This window comes from Nocardia crassostreae (assembly GCF_001613405.1).
GTDB classification, from domain to species: domain Bacteria; phylum Actinomycetota; class Actinomycetes; order Mycobacteriales; family Mycobacteriaceae; genus Nocardia; species Nocardia crassostreae.
In genome coordinates, this window is the sequence record NZ_BDCH01000019.1 from 373,244 (window position 1) to 393,008 (window position 19,765).

14 protein-coding genes and 1 pseudogene are annotated in these 19,765 nt (G+C 67.5%); 8 read left to right on the forward strand and 7 right to left on the reverse strand.

Annotated features, from left to right (window positions below):
- Window positions 1–3: 3 nt before the first annotated feature.
- Entirely contained in the window at window positions 4–1,059 is a 1,056-nt protein-coding gene (locus tag NC4_RS20680) for an extracellular solute-binding protein (protein ID WP_067541064.1), read from the reverse strand.
- Between the two features lie 191 nt (window positions 1,060–1,250).
- On the opposite strand from NC4_RS20680, the gene NC4_RS20685 reads away from it, so the two are divergent.
- A complete protein-coding gene (locus tag NC4_RS20685) occupies window positions 1,251–2,126 on the forward strand; it encodes a CE1 family esterase (protein ID WP_067540892.1) in 876 nt (291 codons plus the stop codon).
- Window positions 2,127–2,144: 18 nt separating this feature from the next.
- On the opposite strand, the gene xdhC is transcribed toward NC4_RS20685, so the two are convergent.
- From xdhC to NC4_RS20700, 3 genes and pseudogenes are all read right to left on the reverse strand, one after another.
- Window positions 2,145–2,960: a xanthine dehydrogenase accessory protein XdhC gene (xdhC, locus tag NC4_RS20690; RefSeq protein WP_157554989.1), complete on the reverse strand. Its 816-nt coding sequence runs from the start codon at window positions 2,958–2,960 to the stop codon at window positions 2,145–2,147.
- 1 nt (window position 2,961) lies between these two features.
- Window positions 2,962–5,343 (reverse strand): annotated as a pseudogene (gene xdhB / locus NC4_RS20695) (xanthine dehydrogenase molybdopterin binding subunit).
- Window positions 5,340–6,947 (reverse strand): xanthine dehydrogenase small subunit, encoded by a 1,608-nt coding sequence (locus NC4_RS20700; protein WP_067540895.1) that lies wholly within the window; start codon window positions 6,945–6,947, stop codon window positions 5,340–5,342. The pseudogene xdhB and the gene NC4_RS20700 overlap by 4 nt, the downstream one beginning before the upstream one ends.
- Window positions 6,948–7,432: 485 nt before the next feature.
- Between NC4_RS20700 and NC4_RS20705 the strand changes: the two genes are divergently transcribed.
- The 3 genes from NC4_RS20705 to NC4_RS20715 are packed head-to-tail and all read left to right on the forward strand — an operon-like array spanning window position 7,433 to window position 11,653.
- A complete protein-coding gene (locus tag NC4_RS20705) occupies window positions 7,433–8,923 on the forward strand; it encodes a serine/threonine-protein kinase (protein ID WP_245721814.1) in 1,491 nt (496 codons plus the stop codon).
- 22 nt (window positions 8,924–8,945) lie between these two features.
- Window positions 8,946–10,190 carry a DUF7373 family lipoprotein gene (locus tag NC4_RS20710; RefSeq protein ID WP_067540896.1) on the forward strand — a complete coding sequence of 415 codons (1,245 nt, stop codon included), beginning with the start codon at window positions 8,946–8,948 and terminating at the stop codon, window positions 10,188–10,190.
- A gap of 14 nt (window positions 10,191–10,204) precedes the next feature.
- Window positions 10,205–11,653 (forward strand): serine/threonine-protein kinase, encoded by a 1,449-nt coding sequence (locus NC4_RS20715; protein WP_281186340.1) that lies wholly within the window; start codon window positions 10,205–10,207, stop codon window positions 11,651–11,653.
- Between the two features lie 10 nt (window positions 11,654–11,663).
- On the opposite strand, the gene NC4_RS20720 is transcribed toward NC4_RS20715, so the two are convergent.
- Complete coding sequence (locus tag NC4_RS20720) at window positions 11,664–12,614, reverse strand: hypothetical protein (RefSeq protein ID WP_245721815.1); 951 nt, start codon at window positions 12,612–12,614, stop codon at window positions 11,664–11,666.
- Window positions 12,615–13,238: 624 nt separating this feature from the next.
- On the opposite strand from NC4_RS20720, the gene NC4_RS40380 reads away from it, so the two are divergent.
- Both NC4_RS40380 and NC4_RS40385 read left to right on the forward strand, forming a co-directional pair.
- On the forward strand, window positions 13,239–14,453 hold the full coding sequence (locus NC4_RS40380; protein ID WP_067540900.1) for an MFS transporter: 1,215 nt from the start codon (window positions 13,239–13,241) through the stop codon (window positions 14,451–14,453).
- The gene (locus NC4_RS40385) at window positions 14,450–15,001 is read left to right on the forward strand and encodes a GNAT family N-acetyltransferase (protein ID WP_067540902.1); all 552 of its coding nucleotides are present in this window, start codon (window positions 14,450–14,452) and stop codon (window positions 14,999–15,001) included. The genes NC4_RS40380 and NC4_RS40385 overlap by 4 nt, the downstream gene beginning before the upstream one ends.
- Before the next feature lie 19 nt (window positions 15,002–15,020).
- On the opposite strand, the gene NC4_RS39205 is transcribed toward NC4_RS40385, so the two are convergent.
- Both NC4_RS39205 and NC4_RS20735 read right to left on the reverse strand, forming a co-directional pair.
- On the reverse strand, window positions 15,021–15,917 hold the full coding sequence (locus NC4_RS39205) for a pentapeptide repeat-containing protein (protein WP_169814841.1): 897 nt from the start codon (window positions 15,915–15,917) through the stop codon (window positions 15,021–15,023).
- A gap of 338 nt (window positions 15,918–16,255) precedes the next feature.
- Window positions 16,256–17,977, reverse strand: coding sequence for an ABC-F family ATP-binding cassette domain-containing protein (locus NC4_RS20735; RefSeq protein WP_067540904.1), 1,722 nt, complete (start codon window positions 17,975–17,977; stop codon window positions 16,256–16,258).
- Window positions 17,978–18,271: 294 nt separating this feature from the next.
- On the opposite strand from NC4_RS20735, the gene NC4_RS20740 reads away from it, so the two are divergent.
- Together NC4_RS20740 and NC4_RS20745 are read left to right on the forward strand one after the other, a co-directional pair.
- Window positions 18,272–18,736, forward strand: a complete 465-nt coding sequence (locus tag NC4_RS20740; RefSeq protein ID WP_084529483.1) for an ankyrin repeat domain-containing protein — start codon at window positions 18,272–18,274, stop codon at window positions 18,734–18,736.
- A 126-nt stretch (window positions 18,737–18,862) separates the two neighbouring features.
- Window positions 18,863–19,753, forward strand: a complete 891-nt coding sequence (locus NC4_RS20745; protein ID WP_067540908.1) for an ABC transporter ATP-binding protein — start codon at window positions 18,863–18,865, stop codon at window positions 19,751–19,753.
- The last annotated feature ends 12 nt before the right edge of the window (window positions 19,754–19,765 follow it).

Below are 19,765 nucleotides of genomic sequence, written 5' to 3' on the forward strand. Positions count from 1 at the left end.
AATTCACTTCAGCAGACCCGCCTCCCGCAACAGCGCCTCGGTCTGCGGCAGCGACTGGAGCTGATTGAGATCGATGGCGGGCGGGCTCAGCTCGGTCAGTGTGGGCAGATCGTGTTTGGAGGTCACGCCCGCGATCACCGGGTATTCGCCGGTCTCGTCGGCGAAATACTGCTGCGCCCGCGCGGCGAGCAGGAATTCGATCACCTTGGCGGCGGACTCCTTGCTGTTGGAGCAGGTGAGCACCCCGGCCGCGGCAATATTGACCAGCGCGCCCGGTTCCGACGCGCCCTTGAAGTAGTGAATCTTCGCGTTCACCGTGTCCGCGCCCTGCGCCGCCACTTTCATGAACCAGTAGTAATGGTTGATCAGCGCGAAGGTCACCTGCCCTTGGTCGACGGCATCCAGCGCGGCCCCGTTGCGGTCGAATTCCACGGGCGCGAGGGCCTTGAACTTCTGCAGCCAGTCCCGCGCCCCGTCCTCGCCGCGGAGCAGGCGCATGGCGGTGACGAAGCTCTTCCACGAGGCGTTGGTCGGCGCGTATCCGATCCTGCCCCGCCACTTCTCGTCGAACAGCGCGTCGATTCCGGCGGGCAGCTCCGCCTCGGGAACCTGCCGGGGATCGTAGGCCAGCACCCGGGATCGCAGCGTAATGCCGACCCATCGGTTCTGCGGATCCACGTACTGACCGGGCACGGCCGCCAGCACCTGCGACGGCAGCGCGCCCAGATACCCCTCCGCGGCCAGCGCGCCCAATTCGCCCGCGTCCTGCCCGAACCAGACATCCGCGGGACTATTCCCGCCCTCCTCGAGGACCTTCACCGGCTTCTGGTCGTAGAGCGCCTCGATGCGCACCCCACTGCCCAGAACATCCTCGCCGATCGAATTCAGCAGCGGGGCAACGAGTTTCTCCGTCCGGCCGGAATAGACGGTGACGGTATTCGGATCTCCCGAATTATCGCAGTTCGGGCCCGCACCGGCATTGTCGTCCCCGGCGCAGGCGCTCAGCGCGAAGACCGCGGCAGCGGACAGTGCGGCCGTCCGCAGGGTGAGGTGTTTCATGAGCACTCCCACGGCGTAAAAGGAAGCTAGGCTAGCCTATCTTAGCCTCGGCTAATTAATTAACGGCTGTAATTGCCCGAGCTGATACAAGCGACTCGTTTGCGCCACCCCGGAAAATGACCAAGATCTACCCGCCGCCTGTCGCATTTGGCTACTGTCACCGCGAAAGTTGCTGATAGACAGGTTCATTCATGAAATTCGCAATCAAATGGCCAGCGGTGGCGGCGGCTGGGGCATTATTGGCCGCCTCGTTCCTGGCGGCGGGTACACCGGCGGCGGCGCAGCCGTCGACGACCTGCTCGACCACACCCACCGGCGGGACGATCGAGAAGACGATCGACGGACGCCCGTATCGGCTGTTCGTGCCGCCGGGGCTGTCGGGCCCCGCGCCGCTGATCGTGGCCTTGCACGGCGGGCAGAACAATCCGGCGAACTTCGAGACACAGAGCGGCTGGACCGGATTCTCCAGCGCCAACAAGGTCATCGTGGCCTACCCGCGCGGGAGCAAGAACGAGGGCACCGACAAGTGGGCGTGGGAGTTCGCGCGCAATGTCGGCCCCGATGTACCGTTCCTGCGCGATGTGGTCGGGGATGTCGCCGGCGCGTACTGCGTCGCCCCCGAACGCATCCATTTCGCAGGCCATTCCAACGGCGGGCAGATGACCTCGCGAATGGCTTGTGACGCATCGGATCTGATCGCCTCGGCGGCCGCGTGGGCGGGCGCGAAGGGCGCCTGGGACACCAGCGCCGACGAATGCCCCACCGATCGGCCGATCGCCTTCGGCGTCATGCTCAACGACAACGATCCCGTCATCTGGCAGTGGGTCGCCGAACAGCATCGCGACCACTGGCGGGAGATGAACGACTGCGGGACCGAGCACAGCGAATCGGGGCCGGGCGTGCTGCGCGGGCAGCGATTCGACTGCGCGGCGGGCACCCAGGTCGTCTACCGGCTCTACGACGGGCCCGACGACGTGACGAAATCGCACGACTGGCCCGCGGGTGACCGCGGCGCGGATGTGCGGAATCGGATGTGGGCGCTGTTCAACAGCAACCCACTTCCGTAATGCGGTGGCCCGATGAACTCAGTGGTTGGCGCGCTGCTTCTCGAAGGCGAGCAGCAGATCGGCGGCCACGCTCACGGCAATGACGGCCGGTTCCTTGCCCGCGATATCGGGCAGCCCGATCGGGGTCTTGATGCGGGTCAGCGCCTGCTCCGAGTGACCGCCCTCGGTGGTCAGGCGCTTCCGGAACCGCGCCCATTTGGCGGAGGAGCCGATCAGGCCGATGGTGGCGAGATGATCGCTGCGCAGGGCGCCATCGCAGAGCGCGGCGTCCTCGGCGTGATCATGGGTCATGATCAGGACGTGCGTGCCCCGCGGCAGGGTTTCGATCACTTCCTCCGGCAGCAGCGGGGTGTGGTGCACGTGCACCTGCGCCACCGCATCCGACAGCGCCGCCATGCGATCCGGATCGACCATCTCCGCCCGCGAATCGATCACGTGCAGATCGAGATCGTGGCGGGCCAGAATGCGGGCCAATTCCATTCCGACATGGCCCATTCCGAAAATGGCGACCGCGGGCACCACCGGCAGCGGCTCCAGCAGCACGGTCACCTCACCGCCACAGCACTGCACGCCGTGGCGGTTGGTGACCTTGTCGTTCAACGCGAACTCCATGAGCTCGGGTTCGGCGTGGGCGCTCTGCAAGAGCTCCCGCGCCCGATCGATCGCGACGGCCTCGACATTGCCGCCGCCGATCGATCCCCACGACTCCGTCCGGCCGACAACGAGTTTCGCCCCGGCCGGGCGAGGTGCGTGACCGCGTACGGTCGCCACGGTGACGAGCACGCCGGTCTCCCGGCGGGCTCGCAACCGGGCGACCGCGGCCACCCACGTCATGTCAGACACCGACTCGACCTGTCTGCGTAGCGGTTTCGGCCGCGGCCAGACCGCGCACCGATTCGATCGCCCAGAAGACCGCCTCCGGCGTGGCGGGCGCGCCCAACTCGACGCTGGCGCCCTCCGGGCCGAAGGCCCCGGCCGCCTGGCGCAGCGCCTCACGGACCGAGAAGGCCAGCATGAGCGGCGGTTCGCCGACCGCCTTCGAACCGAAGACCGCGCCTTCCTCGGTGGCGTTCTCCAGCAGCGTCACATTGAACTCCGCGGGCATCTCCGAGAAGCTGGGCAGCTTGTAGGTGCTGGCCGCCTGGGTCAGCAGCCGACCGCGGCCCGGGCCGTCGCTGACGTCCCAGCGCATGTCCTCCAGGGTCATCCAGCCCGCGCCCTGCACGAAACCGCCCTCGACCTAGCCGATATCAATGAGCGGGGACAGGCTGTCGCCCACATCGTGCACGATGTCGACGCGGCGGATGCGGTACGCGCCGGTGAAACCGTCCACCTCCACCTCGGTGGCGGCGGTGCCGTAGGCGAAGTACTTGAACGGCGAACCGTGCATGGTCTTCGCATCCCAGTGCAGGCCCTCGGTGCGGTAGAAACCGCTGGCCGACAACTGAACTCGCTGCATGTACGCGGTGCGGCAGAGGTCGTCCCACTCGAGCTGCTTCTCACCCGGGCCGAGCGGGCGCGCGATGCCGTCCACAATGCGCACATCCGGCGGGTTCACGCCGAACTGCGAGGCCGCCACCTGCAACAGGCGTTCACGCAGCTGCTCACAGGCGTTCTTCACCGCCGCGCCATTGAGATCCGCGCCGGAGCTGGCCGCGGTCGCGGACGTGTTGGGCACCTTGTCGGTTCGCGTCGGCGCGAGTCGCACCTTGTGCAGCGGGATACCCAGGGTGGTCGCGGCCACCTGGAGCATCTTGGTGTGCAGGCCCTGGCCCATCTCGGTGCCACCGTGGTTGATGAGCACCGAGCCGTCCTTGTAGATGAGGACGAGCGCACCGGCCTGGTTGAAGGCCGTCAGGTTGAACGAGATGCCGAACTTGATGCCGGTGATGGCCAGCCCGCGCTTGGTGTGCTCGTGCGCGGCATTGAAGGCGGCGATCTCGCGCTTGCGGGCCTCGATATTGCCGTTCTCGATCACCTGCTGCCAGGTGGTCTCGATCCGCTCGGGGTGGCGGACCGGCTGGCCGTACGGCGTGGACTGCCCCTGGCCGGGCTGGTAGAAGTTGCGGCGGCGCAGCTCCATCGGATCCAGGCCGAGCAGCGGGGCGCAGCGGCCGAGGATGTCCTCCATGACGAGCATGCCCTGCGGGCCGCCGAAGCCGCGGAAGGCGGTGTTCGACGTCTTGTTCGTCTTGGCGATGCGGCCCTGGAACTTGGCATTGGGCACCCAGTAGGTGTTGTCCAGATGGCACAGCGCGCGGGCCAGCACCGGCTCCGACAGATCCAGGCTCCAGCCGCCGTCGGCGGTCAGCGTGGTGTCGAGGGCGATGAGATGGCCGTCGGCGTCGAAGCCGACCTTCCAGGTGGCGTAGAAGCCGTGCCGCTTACCCGACATGGTCAGGTCCTGAGTGCGGTTGAGCCGCAAGCGAACCGGACGACCGGTGAGCTTCGCGCCGAGCGCGGCGATGGCCGCGAACCCGTGCGGCTGCATCTCCTTGCCGCCGAAGCCGCCGCCCATGCGCAGGCACTGCACGGTGACCTCGGAGTTGGTCAGACCCATGACGTGGGCGACGATCTCCTGCGTCTCCGACGGATGCTGGGTGCTGGACTGGATGAAGATCTGCCCGTTCTCGTCCACCAGGGCGAGCGCGGCATGGGTCTCGAGGTAGAAGTGCTCCTGATCGGAGAACTGGAACTCACCGGTGAAGATGTGCTCCGCCTCGGCGAAACCGGTCTCGACGTCGCCGCGCTGCACCAGCGGCTGCGCGCCCTGGTAGGCCCCCGCCTCGATCGCTTCCTTGATGGTGATGAGCGAGGGCAGCGGTTCGGTGTCGACTTCCACCGCCGCCGCGCCAAGGCGCGCCGCTTCGAGGGTCTCGCCGAGCACCCAGCACACGGCATGACCGTGGAAGCAGACCTCCTCGGTCGGGAACAGCGGCTCGTCGTGCTTCACACCGGCGTCGTTGACGCCCGGCACATCCGCGGCCGTGAGCACGCGGACCACACCGGGCACCGCCAGCGCGGGCTCGGTGCGAATCTCCTTGATGCGGGCGTGGGTCTCGAAGGCCTGCACCGGGTAGGCGTGCAGGATGTCCTTGGTGCGGTACACCAGGTCATCGGTGTAGAGGGCCGTGCCGGTGACATGCAGCGAGGCGGCCTCGTGCGGCATGGACACGCCCACCACGGGGCTCTCCGGTCGCTGTGACAGGTGGCTCATGACAGCACCTTCCCGGCGGTGGTATCCGCATACAGTTTCAGCAGGCTCTGGCCGAGCATCGCGGTGCGATACCGGGCGCTGGCGCGGTGATCGTTCATCGGGGTGCCCGCCTCGCGCAGGATGGCCGCGGCCGCCGCGACGGTGTCCTCCGACCACGGCTGGCCGACCAGCGCGGCCTCGGCCTCGAGAGCGCGAATCGGGGTGGCGGCCACACCGCCCAGGCCGATGCGCGCCGAGCGCACCACGCCGTCCTCGATATCGAGCGCGAAAGCGACAGCGACACTGGAGATATCGTCGAAACGACGCTTGGCGATCTTGTGGAAGGCGGTGACCGGGGCCAGCGGGGTGGGAATGCGCACGGCCTTGATCAGCTCGTCCGGGCGGCGCACCGACTGGCGGTAGCCGGTGAAGTAATCCGCAAGGGGCACTTCGCGTTCACCGTCGGCGTCGGCCAGTACGACCGACGCGCCCAGGGCCAGCAGGACCGGCGGGCTGCCACCGATCGGGGAGCCGGTACCCAGGTTGCCGCCCAGGGTCGCGCTATTGCGGATCAGGCGGGAAGCGAACTGCGGGAACAGCTGCGCGAGCAACGGGACGCTGCCGTCGAGGCGGCGTTCGATCTCGGCGAGGGTGAGCGCGGCGCCGATCTCGATGTGATCGGATTCCACACGCAGACCGCGCATTTCGGCGAGCCGGTCGACGGCGATGACGTAATCCGCACGGCGGGAACGGATATTCACCTCGACGCCCCAGTCGGTGCTGCCCGCGACGACGACCGCCTCCGGGTGCTCGCGGCGCAGGCGCAGGGCCTCGGCCAGGGTGGCGGGGCGCACGAAGGTGCGGCCGTCCTGGGTCAGCTCGGTGGGCACCGGCTCGGCCGGGGCCTGGGCGCGGCGCTGGGCCAGCGGATCGTCGGCCTCCGGTGCGCCGACCGCGTAGGCGGCGTCGCGAATCGGTCGGTAGCCGGTGCAGCGGCAGAGGTTGCCGCTCAGCGCGTGCAGGTCGAAACCATTGGGGCCGTGCTCGTGATCGTCGCCCTCGTGGGCGGCCTGGGCGGCGTGGCCGCCGCAGGGCTTGGCGTGGCCGTTGGCGCCATTGGCGGCGTGGCCATTGGCGGCGCTGCCATTACCGTTCACGGAGCCATTCACAGAGCCGTTGGCAGTCCCGTTGACGCTGCCGTTCGCCGCGCCGTTCGCGCTGCCGCAGACGGATGCGCCAGGCACGCGATCGGGGCGGTAGTACTCGGCGGCCATGCTGCAAATGAATCCGGGGGTGCAGTAACCGCACTGCGATCCACCGCGCACCGCCATTTCACGCTGCACCGGATGCATCTCGGCGGGCGTGCCCAGACCCTCGGAGGTGATGATTTCCTGGCCGTCGAGCGAGGCCGCGGGAATCAGGCACGCATTGACCGCCACCCATTCGGTGGGCTCCACGACACCGGGCCGCGCCACCAGAATCGAACAGGCGCCACATTCGCCCTCGGCGCAGCCTTCCTTGGCTCCGGTCAGACCGCGATCACGCAGGAAGTCCAGGATCGACGTGTGCGGGGCGGCCGAAATCGGCGTCACCGTGCCGTTGATTTTGATCTGTGGCGTAGTCACGACACGCCCCCATTTCCGAATCCGGGCATGTTTATATCTCGAATTTTCATTCTAGGCCGCTTTCTACTTCGAGCACGCAAACCCACAGGCCGGGGAAGCGAATCAGGACATCGAGAAAACGGATGTCAGAAGCCGTGGGCGACGCGACCCGGAACCCACACCGTGCGGTGCGCGAGGCGACGGAGATCGGAGCGAGTGAACATCCGCGGTCGCCTCCTTCCAGGTCCTATGCGCCGGGTGTGCTGCCGAAAGTACGCCAGTCGCCGCTGGTGGGCCAAATCACATCGGGGCCTTCCGAAGGGATTCGTAGGTTCCTACGAAAACCCGTGTTCAGCCCATAGATTCGGCTGGATTAACGTCTACCGCGGCAATGCCGTCGAATTGATTCGGAAATACGAAAACCCGCCACTCGCCAATGCCGCGCGCCCGGCCCCGAAGTGCGGTATGAATGACCTGCTGTCGGCGGGTTCCGGGGAGGATCGGTAGTGCTACGGGTGGGCGAGGTCTTCGCAGGCTACCGCGTGATCCGCAAACTCGGCTCCGGCGGCATGGGCTCGGTCTACCTGGTCAAACACCCCCGCCTACCCCGCTACGACGCACTGAAGGTCCTGAACCAGGGCCCCAGTGCCGACCGCGAGTTCCGGGCCCGGTTTCTCCGCGAGGCCGAATTGGCCGGGCGATTGAGCCATCCCAATGTGGTGGCCACCCACGACCGCGGCGTCTTCGAAGGCGCGCTGTGGATAGCCATGCAGTACGTGGAGGGCTGCGACGCCGCCGACCTGGCGGCCTCGGGCCCCAGCGCCCTCCCGCCCGAACGAGCCCTGCACATCATCACCGAGGCCGCCCGCGGCCTGGACACCGCCCACGGTGCGGGCCTGCTGCACCGCGACGTCAAACCCGCCAATATCCTGGTCTCCCCGAAATCCGGTGCGGCCGACCGGGTCCTGGTCACGGACTTCGGAATCGCCCGGGCCACAGCCGAATCGACGGCGCTCACGGCCGACGGCGAGGTGCTGGCCACCGTCGCCTATGCCGCACCGGAGCAGATCAGCGGCGAGCCACTCGATCACCGCGCGGACGTGTACGCCCTCGGCGGCACCCTGTACCACCTGCTCACCGGATCCAAACCGTTCCCGCGGCCCACCCCGGCCGCCATTATGTTCGCGCATCTAACCGATCCGCCGCCGCGGCCGTCGCTGCTCGTCCCGGGATTGCCCGCGCAGCTGGACGGCGTCATCGCGCGAGCCATGGCCAAGAATCCGGGCGAACGCTATCCCACCTGCGGCGCGCTCGCCGCGGCCGCCGCTGCGGCGCTGCGCGGCCAGGACCAACCCGCCGAACCGATCCCGCCCGCCCGGCGACGACTCAGAATCATCATGGCCGCAGCCGTTCTCGTGCTCGCCGTGGCCGTGGCCGTCGGGCTCGGAATCCGGTCCACCGGATCACCCGACGACTCTCCGGTAGCAGCGACCGGCACCAGCACGACCTCGGCCCCCACCACGACCATGGACTTTTCGGCCCAGTGGGGCCCGGTCGGCTATATCGTCTCCGCCTTCCCCGATCTGTTGCCGCATACGGCACTCGGCACCGGATATCGCGGATTGCGCTGCCTGCGCAGCCAAGTCAACGCGACCGTGATGCCGTCGTCGGTCGCCCCCGACTTCGATGCGATGAGCTGCACCGGCGACGGCAATCCGCTGTCCAGCCTCACACTGGCCTGCAACTCCTCGAACCTGCCGTTTCCCGCGCAAGCGCTGCCCAATATTACGAAAGCCGGTGAGCAGCAATGGACTCGGAATTCCGGAAGCGGCCGGGCGTTCTGGGGCGACGGGCCGGACGCCGACGGCCGCACCACCGGCGTGCTCCAGATCAGCTTCGACAATCCGGCCCAATCATTCTGCCTGCTCACGGCATACAGCCGTAACGGGTCGGGGCAGACGCTCTACGAAAGGTGGTGGCCGGGTGCGCCGGTCTGACCGAAAAGCATGCGCGACAGCGATGGTGGCCATCGCGCTCGCGGCCGTCCCGCTGACGGGCTGTACCGGGGAGTCGGGATCGACCGGCAACCCGGTACCGGGTACGCCCGCGACATCGACCACGCCCGCACCGGATCTGAGTCACCTGGATGTCGGCGCGTTCGGCGGCGACCCGCTGAGCGAGCCCGCGAACAGTGACGAGTCCTACGGCCGGATCATCGAGGCGGCGCGGCTGGGCGAGGCCGTCGTCAATCCGTACGACATCGGCAAGCCCTACGCCTTCGGCCATCCGTCGCTGCTGCCGACACCGCAGGACACGACCGGAATTCTGGCCGACGCCATCAGCCCGGTGCTGACGAACCGCGGCATGATCACCGGATACACCGTCGGCGGCGCGGATACCGTGGATCCGAGCAACTTCCGGCCGATCATCGGGAAATCGAAGTCGCTGCGGATCACGGTACTGCGGCTGCCCGACGAGGCCGCGGCCCGCGCCGCCGCCCAGGAGATCGATACGGCCGATGCCGCCGTGAGCGCCGACAATGTCACCGTTCCGCTGGCCGGTCATGCCGACGCCCGCGCGCATTGGCGGCCGCAGGTGCCGACCCTCGCGGCCACCGTCGCGCGCGGGTCCTATGTCGTGACGCTCTTCATCACCGATGCGACCACCGATCTGGCCGCGATGACCGCCGTCGCCACGGCCACCTTCGACGCCCAGTTGCCGCGGCTGGGCACGTTCAGCGCCACGCCCGCGGACAAACTGGCGACGCTGGCCTTCGATACCGACGGGATGCTGCGGCGGATGGTGCCCGCGCAGGCCGGGAAGTGGCCGTATCCGGCCATCACCAATCTCGATCGGGGCACGACCGCCGGATACGGCGGGGTGCACGCCGCCACCGGCGTGGTCTACGGGCCCGGCGGGGCCGACCAGTGGACGCGGGACATCAACAACACCGCGGCCGATCGACCTGTCGTCGACCGCATGGGTGTGGTCGACGATCGGTGGCTGTTGCGCTTGCAGGATCCGGCGCGGGCGCGGCAGTACTTCGATGCGCGCGGAGCGGAATTCGCGACCACCGATGAGAAGATCGCCGGTCCGGCCGGGGTCGACGACGCGGCCTTCTTCCGCAGCCGTGACCCTCGGTTCGAGTTCTATTACTGCCAGGTCATGGACGGCAGATATGTCGCCAATGTCAATGCGACCGACCAGAAGTCGGTGCTGCAGACGGCGGCGGCGCAGTACGCGCTGCTGGTCAAGGCCCGCTAATCGGGAATGCGGACATTAGGGCCCGGGTCGGTCGTCGCCGGGTATCGAATCGAGCGGCTGCTCGGGAGCGGCGGCGCGGGAGCGGCGGCGCGGGAGCGGTTTACCTGGCGCGGCATCCGCGGCTGCCGCGCCAGGTCGCGCTGAAGGTGCTGTTCGCCGGCCATAGCGCCGATGACGGACCCGGATTCCATCGCGAGGCGCAGATCGCCGCGCGGCTCGACCATCCGAATATCGTCGCCATCCACGACCGCGGGGTCGACGACGACATGTGGTGGATCGCCATGCAATTCGTCGCCGGATACAACGTGGCGGAACTGATAGGCGGCGACGGGCCGGTGCCGCCCGCGCGGGCGGTCGACATCATTACCGGCGCGACGGCCGGATTGGACGATGCGCATCGCGCCGGACTGCTGCACCGGGATGTGAAACCGGCCAATATTCTCCTCGAACCGGCCGCCGACGGCGCGGATCGGGTGCTGGTCACGGACTTCGGAATCGCCGGTGCGGCAGACGATTCGACGAGCGCGCGGCGAGCGCCGTTCTCGCTGGCCTATGCCGCGCCCGAGCAGATACGCGGGGATGCGCTCGATCACCGCGCCGACGTGTACGCGCTGGGCTGCACCCTATACCACATGCTCACGGGCACAGTGCCATTCCCGCGCGACTCGACCGTGGCCGTCATGCACGCGCATATGACCGTGCCGCCGCCCCGGCCCAGCGCCGTCCGGCGCGCGCTACCGGCGGCCCTGGACGCGGTGGTCGCGCGGGCCATGGCCAAGGATCCGGCGGCTCGCTACGACGGTTGCGATGAGCTGGCGGAGGCTGCCCGGGCCGCGCTGCACGCGCCACCGGTCGACCGGCGGCATCGGGTCACCGTCGCCGTGGCGGGCGGAGCGACGGTCGCGACGATCGCGGTGGTGCTCGCGGTGACCCTGCGGGATTCGGGGCAGAGCGCCGCGCCGGGCACTGGCCCGTCCGCTCCGCTACCGGCCTCCGCTGCCGCCACCACCTCGGCGACCGCATCCGGTTGGGGCCGGTTCGGTTTCATTGTCGACACCTTCCCCGACCTGCTTCCGGCCACGCCCGCGACGAGCGGGTTCGGCAGCCTGCGGTGCAGTCCCACCGATAGCGGCGGGCGCGTCGTCTCCACCGATTCCGTTCTCGCCGAGGCCGTCTTGCAATGCTCGGGGGACAGCAACCCGGTCACCGCGCTACGCGTGACGTGCAAGGCCGACCGTTCCGCCTATCCTGCCCTCGAACCCGGCTCCGGAGACGAAGGACAGGAGACATGGGTCCGTGCCTCCGGCTCCGGCCGCTCGGTGTGGGGACCCACATCCACCGGGCGCGCGGGCCAGATGACGATCGGCTTCGATGCGCCCAGAAGCCACTGCCGCGTGCAGTTGCTCGGCGGATCGTCCGGGCAGGACCTGCGCGACCGGTGGTGGCCCACCGCGCCCCTGTAGCGGTAGTCGGTCAGACCACCACCAATCCGGCCACGATGAAGGTGACGATTATCAGCAGGGCGAACCAAGTGATGAGTTGCCAGTTCCGGACCGCCGCGCGCTGGCCCGCGACGGTGAGGCGGAGGGTGGCGTCCACGCGGTCGTGGTCGGCCAAGCGGCGGCGGACCTGGGCGAGGTCGTCGGCCTGATCCTGGGCGGCCTGTTCGGCACGTTCCAGGCGATGGGTCATGCGGAGCAACTGCTTGGACTTGTCGCGAGTGATCTTGCGGGCCAGGGCGAGTGCCGTGCGCTGATTCATCAGCTCCTGTCGTTGCCGTGCGATAACGGCCGCCTGTGTGCGGGTGTGCCGCTCCCAGTCGGTCACCTTGGCCCAACCTCCCGTGTGCTCGTCGCGGAAGCCGTACGCGAACTCTTCCGCCACCCAACCCGAAATGAAATCGCGCAAGTCGCACGCGGCGTGGCTGGGGGTGACCACACCGCCCGGTCCGGTGGTCAGCAGCCCACCGACAGCCCGGTATTCGCAGCCCTCGGCCGCGAAATCATCGATACACAGCGCGGGCAGTTGCGCCGTCCAGAAACCGGGCGGGCAAATCCATAGCACCTCGCTACAACCGCTGGTCCGCAGCACATTGGTGAGGGCGCGGGCGCGCGTCAACTCCGGTGGCGCGCTGGACACCTGAATGACGACCAGTCGATCGCCCTTGCGCCACAGGACATCCGGAACATGAGCGCCCAGGGACACATCGACCTGGGCCTCCTCGGCCCCGGCCGCGAGCAGCCTGCCCCGTAGCCAGTACTTCAGCCGTTGAGCATCCCAGCGGCAATCGACACAGCCGGGTTCGATGCAATGCTCCCCCGGCGCATGGCCGCGCGAATCCGCAACAGCCGTTTTCCGATTCGGTCGCGGATCGGCGAGCGCCACCGGCCGCCGCTGCGGAACTTCCACTCGCCTCGTGCTCACACGATCACATCCCCAGCCACTTCCACCACATGGACCGCCCCCGCTGTTCCGGGAACCACCAGCCCACGCCGTACTTCCAGAGTGCCCGAGCCAACAGTGCCCTTCACAGCAAAGCGGCCAGATTCGTTATCCGATCGCGAGCGGTACGTAATGAACGGCGACGCCGATCGTGACAAGACCATGAGGTTGAATCCGTTCACCCGCTTGATGGTTCGGTCGAAGGAGCGGGTACATCATGGGCAAGGAGTCGTGATCCCGGGGATGGATCTGCCGTAATCGGCGACGATAAGGGGCAAAGTCCAGGCGCCAGCGGCGTGTTGCGCTCGGCCGTTTCGCAGCGGGTGGCCGGTCCTCGCATCCGGGCCGAGGACCGTCGGACTGGGCGGGCAATGCGAGACGGCCGGGACGCGACGGAGCGGTCGGGACGGGAGCGGCTAGGACGGGGCGGTCGGGACGGAGCGGTCGGGACGGGGTGGCTGGGACGAGGATTCAGATGAGCGGCCGCGTAGGCGCGTCCGGAGCCGCCGCGTCGGAGACGAGTTCCGCGTAATTCATCCTCGCGAACCATTACCTTCCACCCTCATTGCGGATGCCGGACGGGGCTGCCGCCGCTACTCTTTCGAAATGTTCGACACGCAAGCCCCGAATGCTCTGCTCAGACGGGCGCGCGTCGCGAACTCGGTGGCATTCGCCCTGCAAGGATTCTTTCTCGCCGTCGTCCTCACCGAACTACCGCAGCAGCGGGACAAATTCGGGCTGACCGACACCCTCATCGTCGTCTCCATCGCCATGATTTCGCTGCTCGCGGGCGGCGGCAGCCTGCTCGCGGAACGAATGGCGCTGCGCTGGTCCAGCCGGGCGGCGCTGCGCATCGGCTTGGGTCTCATTGCCGTCACCGGAACCGCGGTGGCGCTGTCACCGAATATCGTCGTGGTATTCGTGACGCTCGGCTGTTACGGCGTGGCCGTGGGCATCGTGGACGCGGGCACGAATATGCAGGCGGTGTTCATCCAGCACGGCTACGGGCGATTCGTGCTGTCCTCGTTCTACGCGGCATGGAGCGCCGGAGCCATTACCGGAGCGCTGTTCGTCTCGATATTCGAGGCCGCCGACGTCTCGCTCGAACTCTCCCTCCTGACCGCCGCCGCCATCGTGCTGGCCGCGGGACTCGCCGCCGGGCCCCGGCTGCTCGGCACCCAGCAGGCCGAATCCGGCCCCGCCGAACCCGAACCCGCCGAATCGGTCCCGGCCCGGCTCTTCCTCGCCTTCGGCGCGGTCGTCGCCCTGGCCTTCGCCATCGACTTCGCGGTCGGCAACTGGTCCACGCTGTATCTCACCGACATCCTCCGCGCCACCTCGTCGACGGCGGCCCTCGCCTTGGCGGCGTACCAAGGCGCGTCCCTGCTGGGCCGCCTCACCGGCGATCTCTGGGTGCGCCGCTTCGGCCCGCGCGCCGTCGTGCGCGCCGCGGCACTCGTCGGAACCCTCGGCCTCGCCATAGTCGTGGCCGCCCCCGGACCGGAAATCGCCATCCTCGGATTCCTGGTAGCCGGTCTCGGCCTGCCGATGATCGTGCCGCTGTGCTTCAGCGAAGCAGGCCAACTCACCAGCGGCCGCGCCCTCGACTCGCTCATCGCCCGCCTGAATCTGTTCAACTACGCCGGAACACTGGTCGGGGGCGTATTCGTCGGCGGCATAGCGGCGGCCCTCACCCTGCGCGCCGGATTCGTGATCCCCCTGCTCTTCGCGATCATCCTCATCGCCTTCGCCCGCACCTTCCACCCCCTGACCTCGCCCGCCGTCGAGCCCGCCCCGGGCCGTGCTTCACTGGACAAGTGAGCAGCGCAGTGATCATCGAACAAGCCCAGTCCACCGACGCCGAACCCCTGAGCGAAGTCGCCGCCATCACTTTCCCACTGGCCTGCCCACCCGAAACCACCCCCGAAGACGCCGCCGAATTCATCGCCAACGTCCTCTCCCCCCGGCATTTCACCGAATACCTCGCCGACCCGAATCGCATCGTCCTCAAGGCGGTAGCCGAAGACAAGATCATCGGCTACGCCCTCCTCAACGCCTTCGCCCCCGCCGACCCGGACGTGGTCGCGACCCTCACCCCCGCCACGGAAACCGAGTTCCCCAACCTGATCGAAGTGTCCAAGGTCTACGTCCTCCCCGAACACCACGGCGGCGTCTCCGCCCACCTGATGACCGCCGCCCTCGACGCGGCCCGCGCCGCAGGCAGCATCGGCGTCTGGCTGGGCGTGAACCAGAAAAACGTTCGCGCCCAACGCTTCTACACCAAACAGGGCTTCACCGTGGCTAGCACCAAGACCTTCATGGTCGGCGCCCAGCGCCACGACGACTACATCATGCTGCTGGAGTTCTGATCGAAAGGCGCTGTGGCAGTCACGGATCCTGACGGCTCGGCGGTGGCGTGAACCCGGCAGGCCAGACAGTCGAACTGTCGTAGTAGATGTTCGTGAGGTCAGCGCCCGTGAGGTCAGCGCCCGTGAGGTCAGCGCCAGTAAGATTCGCGCCAGCAAGATTTGCGCCCGTGAGGTTCACGCAACGTTCTTGACCGGGGAGCTGAAAGCAATCAAGGCTCGCTCCAGTGAGATTGGCACGCTCTAGATCGGCAGAGGCGAGATTCGCTCCAGTCAGCCTCGCATCTATGAGACTCGCGCACCTCCGCCAGCCGTCGCCACCAGTTACGCAATCTAGCTCTACACCTGTCAGATTCGCGCATGTAGGCGGGGCATCCAGAGAAACGAGCCCACAGCCGAGGTTCGCGTCGGCGAGATTCGCACCGGCCAGCACAGCATAGGTGAGATCCGCCCCTACGAAGGAGGCGCTTGGCAGGTTCGCCAGCGTAGCTGTAGCGCCCGACAGGTTCGCTTCAAAAAAGATTGCGCGGGACAGGTCGGTCTCGAGAAAAGACACATCGACAAGATTCGCCCTGTAAAAACTCGCGTCGACCAAGCTCGCGTTGGAGAGCCAACCGGACGTCAAACATGTATATCCCAAGTTCAGTGGGTCACTATCACGACTGTTATCCCGACGCACGATCGCGGTCAGCACCGCTCGAATATCGGGTGGTGCTGGTTTGGTTGAACTCCGTTCCGCCTGCTCGCACCCCGTCTTGGCTGCGCTCGTCCGCAAGAACTCGGTGAGCACGGTGAAGATCACCGGATGATCAGCGGGAGAATCTCTCGCGAGTCGTTCGAACAGATATATGCCTGCTACGCGCGCATCGATGTTGTCCGAACCGAGTAGTTCAGCAGCCTTCTGAAAACGGTCTGTCACCCCTGCTTCCAATGTGGCTCGCAAAGACTGACCAGTGAACCAAAGGGCGCCAACCGCAGCCAGAGTCGTGACTACCGCGGTAAGACTCGTCCATCCCTGCCAGATGGCGAACCGATGGATGACATCGCGGATGCGTCGCCACGGTGACCGCGGCGGCAGATCCTGTAATGGAGGTGTGGGCGGGCGCAGTGAACGCGCCCGCCCAGCCACATGTCGTCGTCGTACCGGTGTAGGCCCGCCCCCCACGACAGCTCCCCTCTCACGAAAATCCCTGCGAGCGTAGAGCGTAACGCGCCGTGCGGGGCGTGGCATTGATCACGAGCGCCGAATCCGACGGGTCATGCGGCCGCGCGGTCGGCGCGGACGCCCGCGCGCAACTCCAAACGGCGGCCGGTGAACTGGGCTCGCATGCGGCGGTCGTGGGTTACCAGGACCACTGCGCCAGGATATCCGGCCAGCGCTTGTTCGAGGTCTTCCACCAAGCCTGGGGAGAGGTGGTTGGTGGGTTCGTCGAGGAGGAGTAGGTCGGCCGGATCGGTTACCAGGCCGGCCAGTTCGATGCGACGGCGTTGGCCGTAGGAGAGTTCGCCGATGCGCAGGGTCAGCTCAGCCGGGCGGAACAGGCCCAGGCTGAGCAGTTGGTCGGCGTACTCGTCGGGGTAGCCGACGCGGCCGGAGCCGAAGGCTTGCAGGACAGTGAGATTCAGTTGCCAGGGCGATTCTTCCTGTCGTAGGTGGCCTACGCGGCCGTGGATTGTCACCGCGCCCGTGTCCGGGGTGATCTTTCCGGCGAGCAAGCGGAGCAGCGTGGTTTTGCCTGCGCCGTTGGGGCCGGTCACCAGCAGGCGGTCGGAGGCGCCTAGGCGCAAACCGTCGAGTTGGAGGCGATCGTTCACCACGACACCGGTCAGCTCCACCACCGGCTGCGAGCCGCCCGAAGTCGACTGTGCCGCCAACGGATCCGATGGGTGGACACCGTCGACCTGCCCGACCGCAACAGCTGCCAAGGTGGCGCTGTCAGGTTTCGCGGCCAGTTCCGCTGTGAAGCGCAGCTGGTCCGGGGGTGGGGCGATCGGGTTGTCGGTGAGGCGGTCGACGCGTTCCTTGGCTTGGCGGATGCGGGACATGGCGCCGTGGGCTCGGCCTCGGGCGCGAAATGCGCCGAAGCCGAAGCCCGCTTTGGGGAGGTTTCGCGGAATCGCGTCGAGGCGCACCACATTCGAGGCGGCCAAGCGCTGGCTGCGGGCTAGTTCGGCGCGCCACTCATCGTGTTCCAGTTGCTGTCGGCGGCGTTCGGCGGCTTTGTCCGTGAGGTAACCCTCGTAGCCGTTGCCGTAGCGGGTGATTCGGCCCGCTTCGACCTCCAGGATCGTGGAGGTGATGCGTTCCAGGAAGACTCGGTCGTGGGTTACCGCCACCACGGTCCCCCGGTGGGATCGCAGGTGCTGTTCGAGCCATTCCACGGCACTGTCGTCCAGGTCATTGGTGGGCTCGTCGAGCAGCAGCAGCTCCGGGGCGGCGGCAAGGGTGGCCGCGAGGGCCAGGCGGCTGCGTTCACCACCGGACAGGGCGCCCAGCGGGCGGGTTCGGTCCAGGTCCGGCAGGCCGAGACCGTGCAGGGCGGTGTCCACGCGCTGATCGGCGAGGTAGCCGCCGCGCGCCTCGAATCGGGCCGCCAGCTCGGCGTACGCGTCGAGACGGTCCCCGAGCGGGCCGGGATCGGCGAGGCCCTGTTCGGCCGCGCGCATCCGGGCTTCCAGGTCCCGGATATCGGCCAGGGCGACGTCGATCGCCGCGGCGACGGTGGCCGTCGGGGGCAGGTCCAGGGTTTGGGCGAGGTAGCCCATACCGCCGGGCGACTGCACGGTGAGCTCACCGTTGTCGGGCAGCTCACGGCCCGAAATCAGCCGCAGCAGAGTGGATTTGCCGGAGCCGTTGTCGCTGACGATGCCGACCTTCTCACCCGGGCGGATGGACAGGCCGACGGTATCGAGAATGACGCGGTCGTCGTAGCGCTTGGTGACGTCGGAGAGGGTGAGTTGGGCACTAGCGGTAAGCAAGGTGGTCTCCTGTTCTCGGCATGAGCCGGATCGCTGGGGAACCCACACGCGGACATGCCGGAGCCCGGAACGGGCAGGCATGCAAAGAGGTACGCCGACAAGCGAATACGTGTGGGTGGATCTCGCGGCGGAGCGAAGCTCAACGCGGCGAGGCGATTACAGGAAGAAAATCAAGGTTCCCATGAGGGTTCCGAAGATATCCATAGCTTCGCGACCGCGTCAAGGGGGAAACTGATTCCAGTTACTGTCCGGGGGAACCATGCGTAGAACGGTGATCGCGCGCCCGCGGACGGCATCACCCCGCTGCACATCGCGGTCTCCGCGGGCGCCGAGCGGGTCGTCTGCCAGCTCGTCGCGGCGGGAGCGGACCTGGGCGGGCGCACCGCCTCGGGCAAGACACCGTTGTTCGTCGCGCTGTTCGAGGCGCGGGGCGGGGTCGCGCGGCTGCTGCTCGCGGCCGGAGCGGATCCCGCGGAATCCGATGGCGACGGCACCCTGATGCATACGGCGGTGATCCGCGGGCGCGCCGATGCGGTCCTCATGCTGGTAGGTGCGGACCCGAACGCTCGCACTGCGAACGGCGACTTGCCGCTGCATATCGCGGTGCGGAACAACCAGATTGCCGTAGCGCGGGTGCTGCTCGCGGGCGGCGCCGACGTCAATGCCGGAAATGCCGACGGCGAGACCGCATTGACGCTCGCGGCGCGCGGCAGGCGCGGCCGCATGGCCATGACGCTGATCGAGGCCGGGGCGCGCTGAGTCGCGCGATCCAGATCACAGCTCGACTCCTCGGTGCCACGCATTGACAGGTTCTAGATGTCCAGTGCAGACTGAACACATCGCACATGCAGAACTGAGTGCGAGACCGCTTCTAAGGAGTACGAGATGACCGCCCCCGCTGTTCGCGTCGCAGGTCTGAGCAAGCATTACGGCAAGAATGTCGCGCTGACGGACCTGAACCTGGAGGTCGCGCAGGGTGAGGTGTTCGGGTTCCTGGGACCCAATGGGGCCGGGAAGTCCACCACGATTCGCATCCTGCTCGATCTGATCCGGCCCACCTCGGGACACGTCGAGGTGTTCGGCGTCGATCCCCAGGCGGGTGGTCCGGAGCTGCGCAAGCGCATCGGGTACCTGCCGGGCGAGCTGACGCTGGAAGGCCGGAATACCGCCAAGGAGCTGCTGAATTACTTTGCGGGGCAACGCGGGACCGTGGCCGCGGGGCGGATCGACGAGCTGGCGCAGCTGCTGGATCTGGATCTGTCCAAGAAGGTCGGGTCGATGAGCAAGGGCAACAAGCAGAAGGTCGGGATCGTGGCGGCGTTCATGCACTCGCCCGATCTGCTCATTCTCGACGAGCCGACTTCCGGGCTGGATCCGCTACTGCAGCAACGGTTCCTGGGGCTGGTGGAAGAGGCCAAGGCCAACGGGCAGACGGTGTTCATGTCCTCGCACATCCTCACCGAGGTGCAGCAGACCGCGGATCGCGCCGTCATCATGCGCGCCGGACGGCTGCTGGGCACCGAGAATGTCGAGGATCTGCGCCGCCGGGCGCCGCGCACGGTGGAAATCGTGTTCGGCGAGAACGTCTTCGCCGACGACTTCGGCAACCTGCCGGGCGTGCGCGATCTCGTCATCGAGGGAAACACCCTGCGCTGCACCACCGAAGGCGAGGTCGACGCGCTGTTCAAGACCTCGGCCAAGTACCCGCTCGTCAGCGTGCTGTCCACCGAGCCCAATCTCGAAGAGCTGTTCTTCGACCTCTACGAGCGCCGCTGACGCGCCCCTCTC

What these genes read in the sequence shown, in the direction of transcription:
- NC4_RS20680 (WP_067541064.1), bottom strand. Translation starts at nt 1,059, where the DNA reads ATGAAACACCTCACCCTGCGGACGGCCGCACTGTCCGCTGCCGCGGTC.
- NC4_RS20685 (WP_067540892.1), top strand. Translation starts at nt 1,251, where the DNA reads ATGAAATTCGCAATCAAATGGCCAGCGGTGGCGGCGGCTGGGGCATTA.
- xdhC (WP_157554989.1), bottom strand. Translation starts at nt 2,960, where the DNA reads ATGACGTGGGTGGCCGCGGTCGCCCGGTTGCGAGCCCGCCGGGAGACC.
- NC4_RS20710 (WP_067540896.1), top strand. Translation starts at nt 8,946, where the DNA reads ATGGTGGCCATCGCGCTCGCGGCCGTCCCGCTGACGGGCTGTACCGGG.
- NC4_RS40380 (WP_067540900.1), top strand. Translation starts at nt 13,239, where the DNA reads ATGTTCGACACGCAAGCCCCGAATGCTCTGCTCAGACGGGCGCGCGTC.
- NC4_RS20745 (WP_067540908.1), top strand. Translation starts at nt 18,863, where the DNA reads ATGACCGCCCCCGCTGTTCGCGTCGCAGGTCTGAGCAAGCATTACGGC.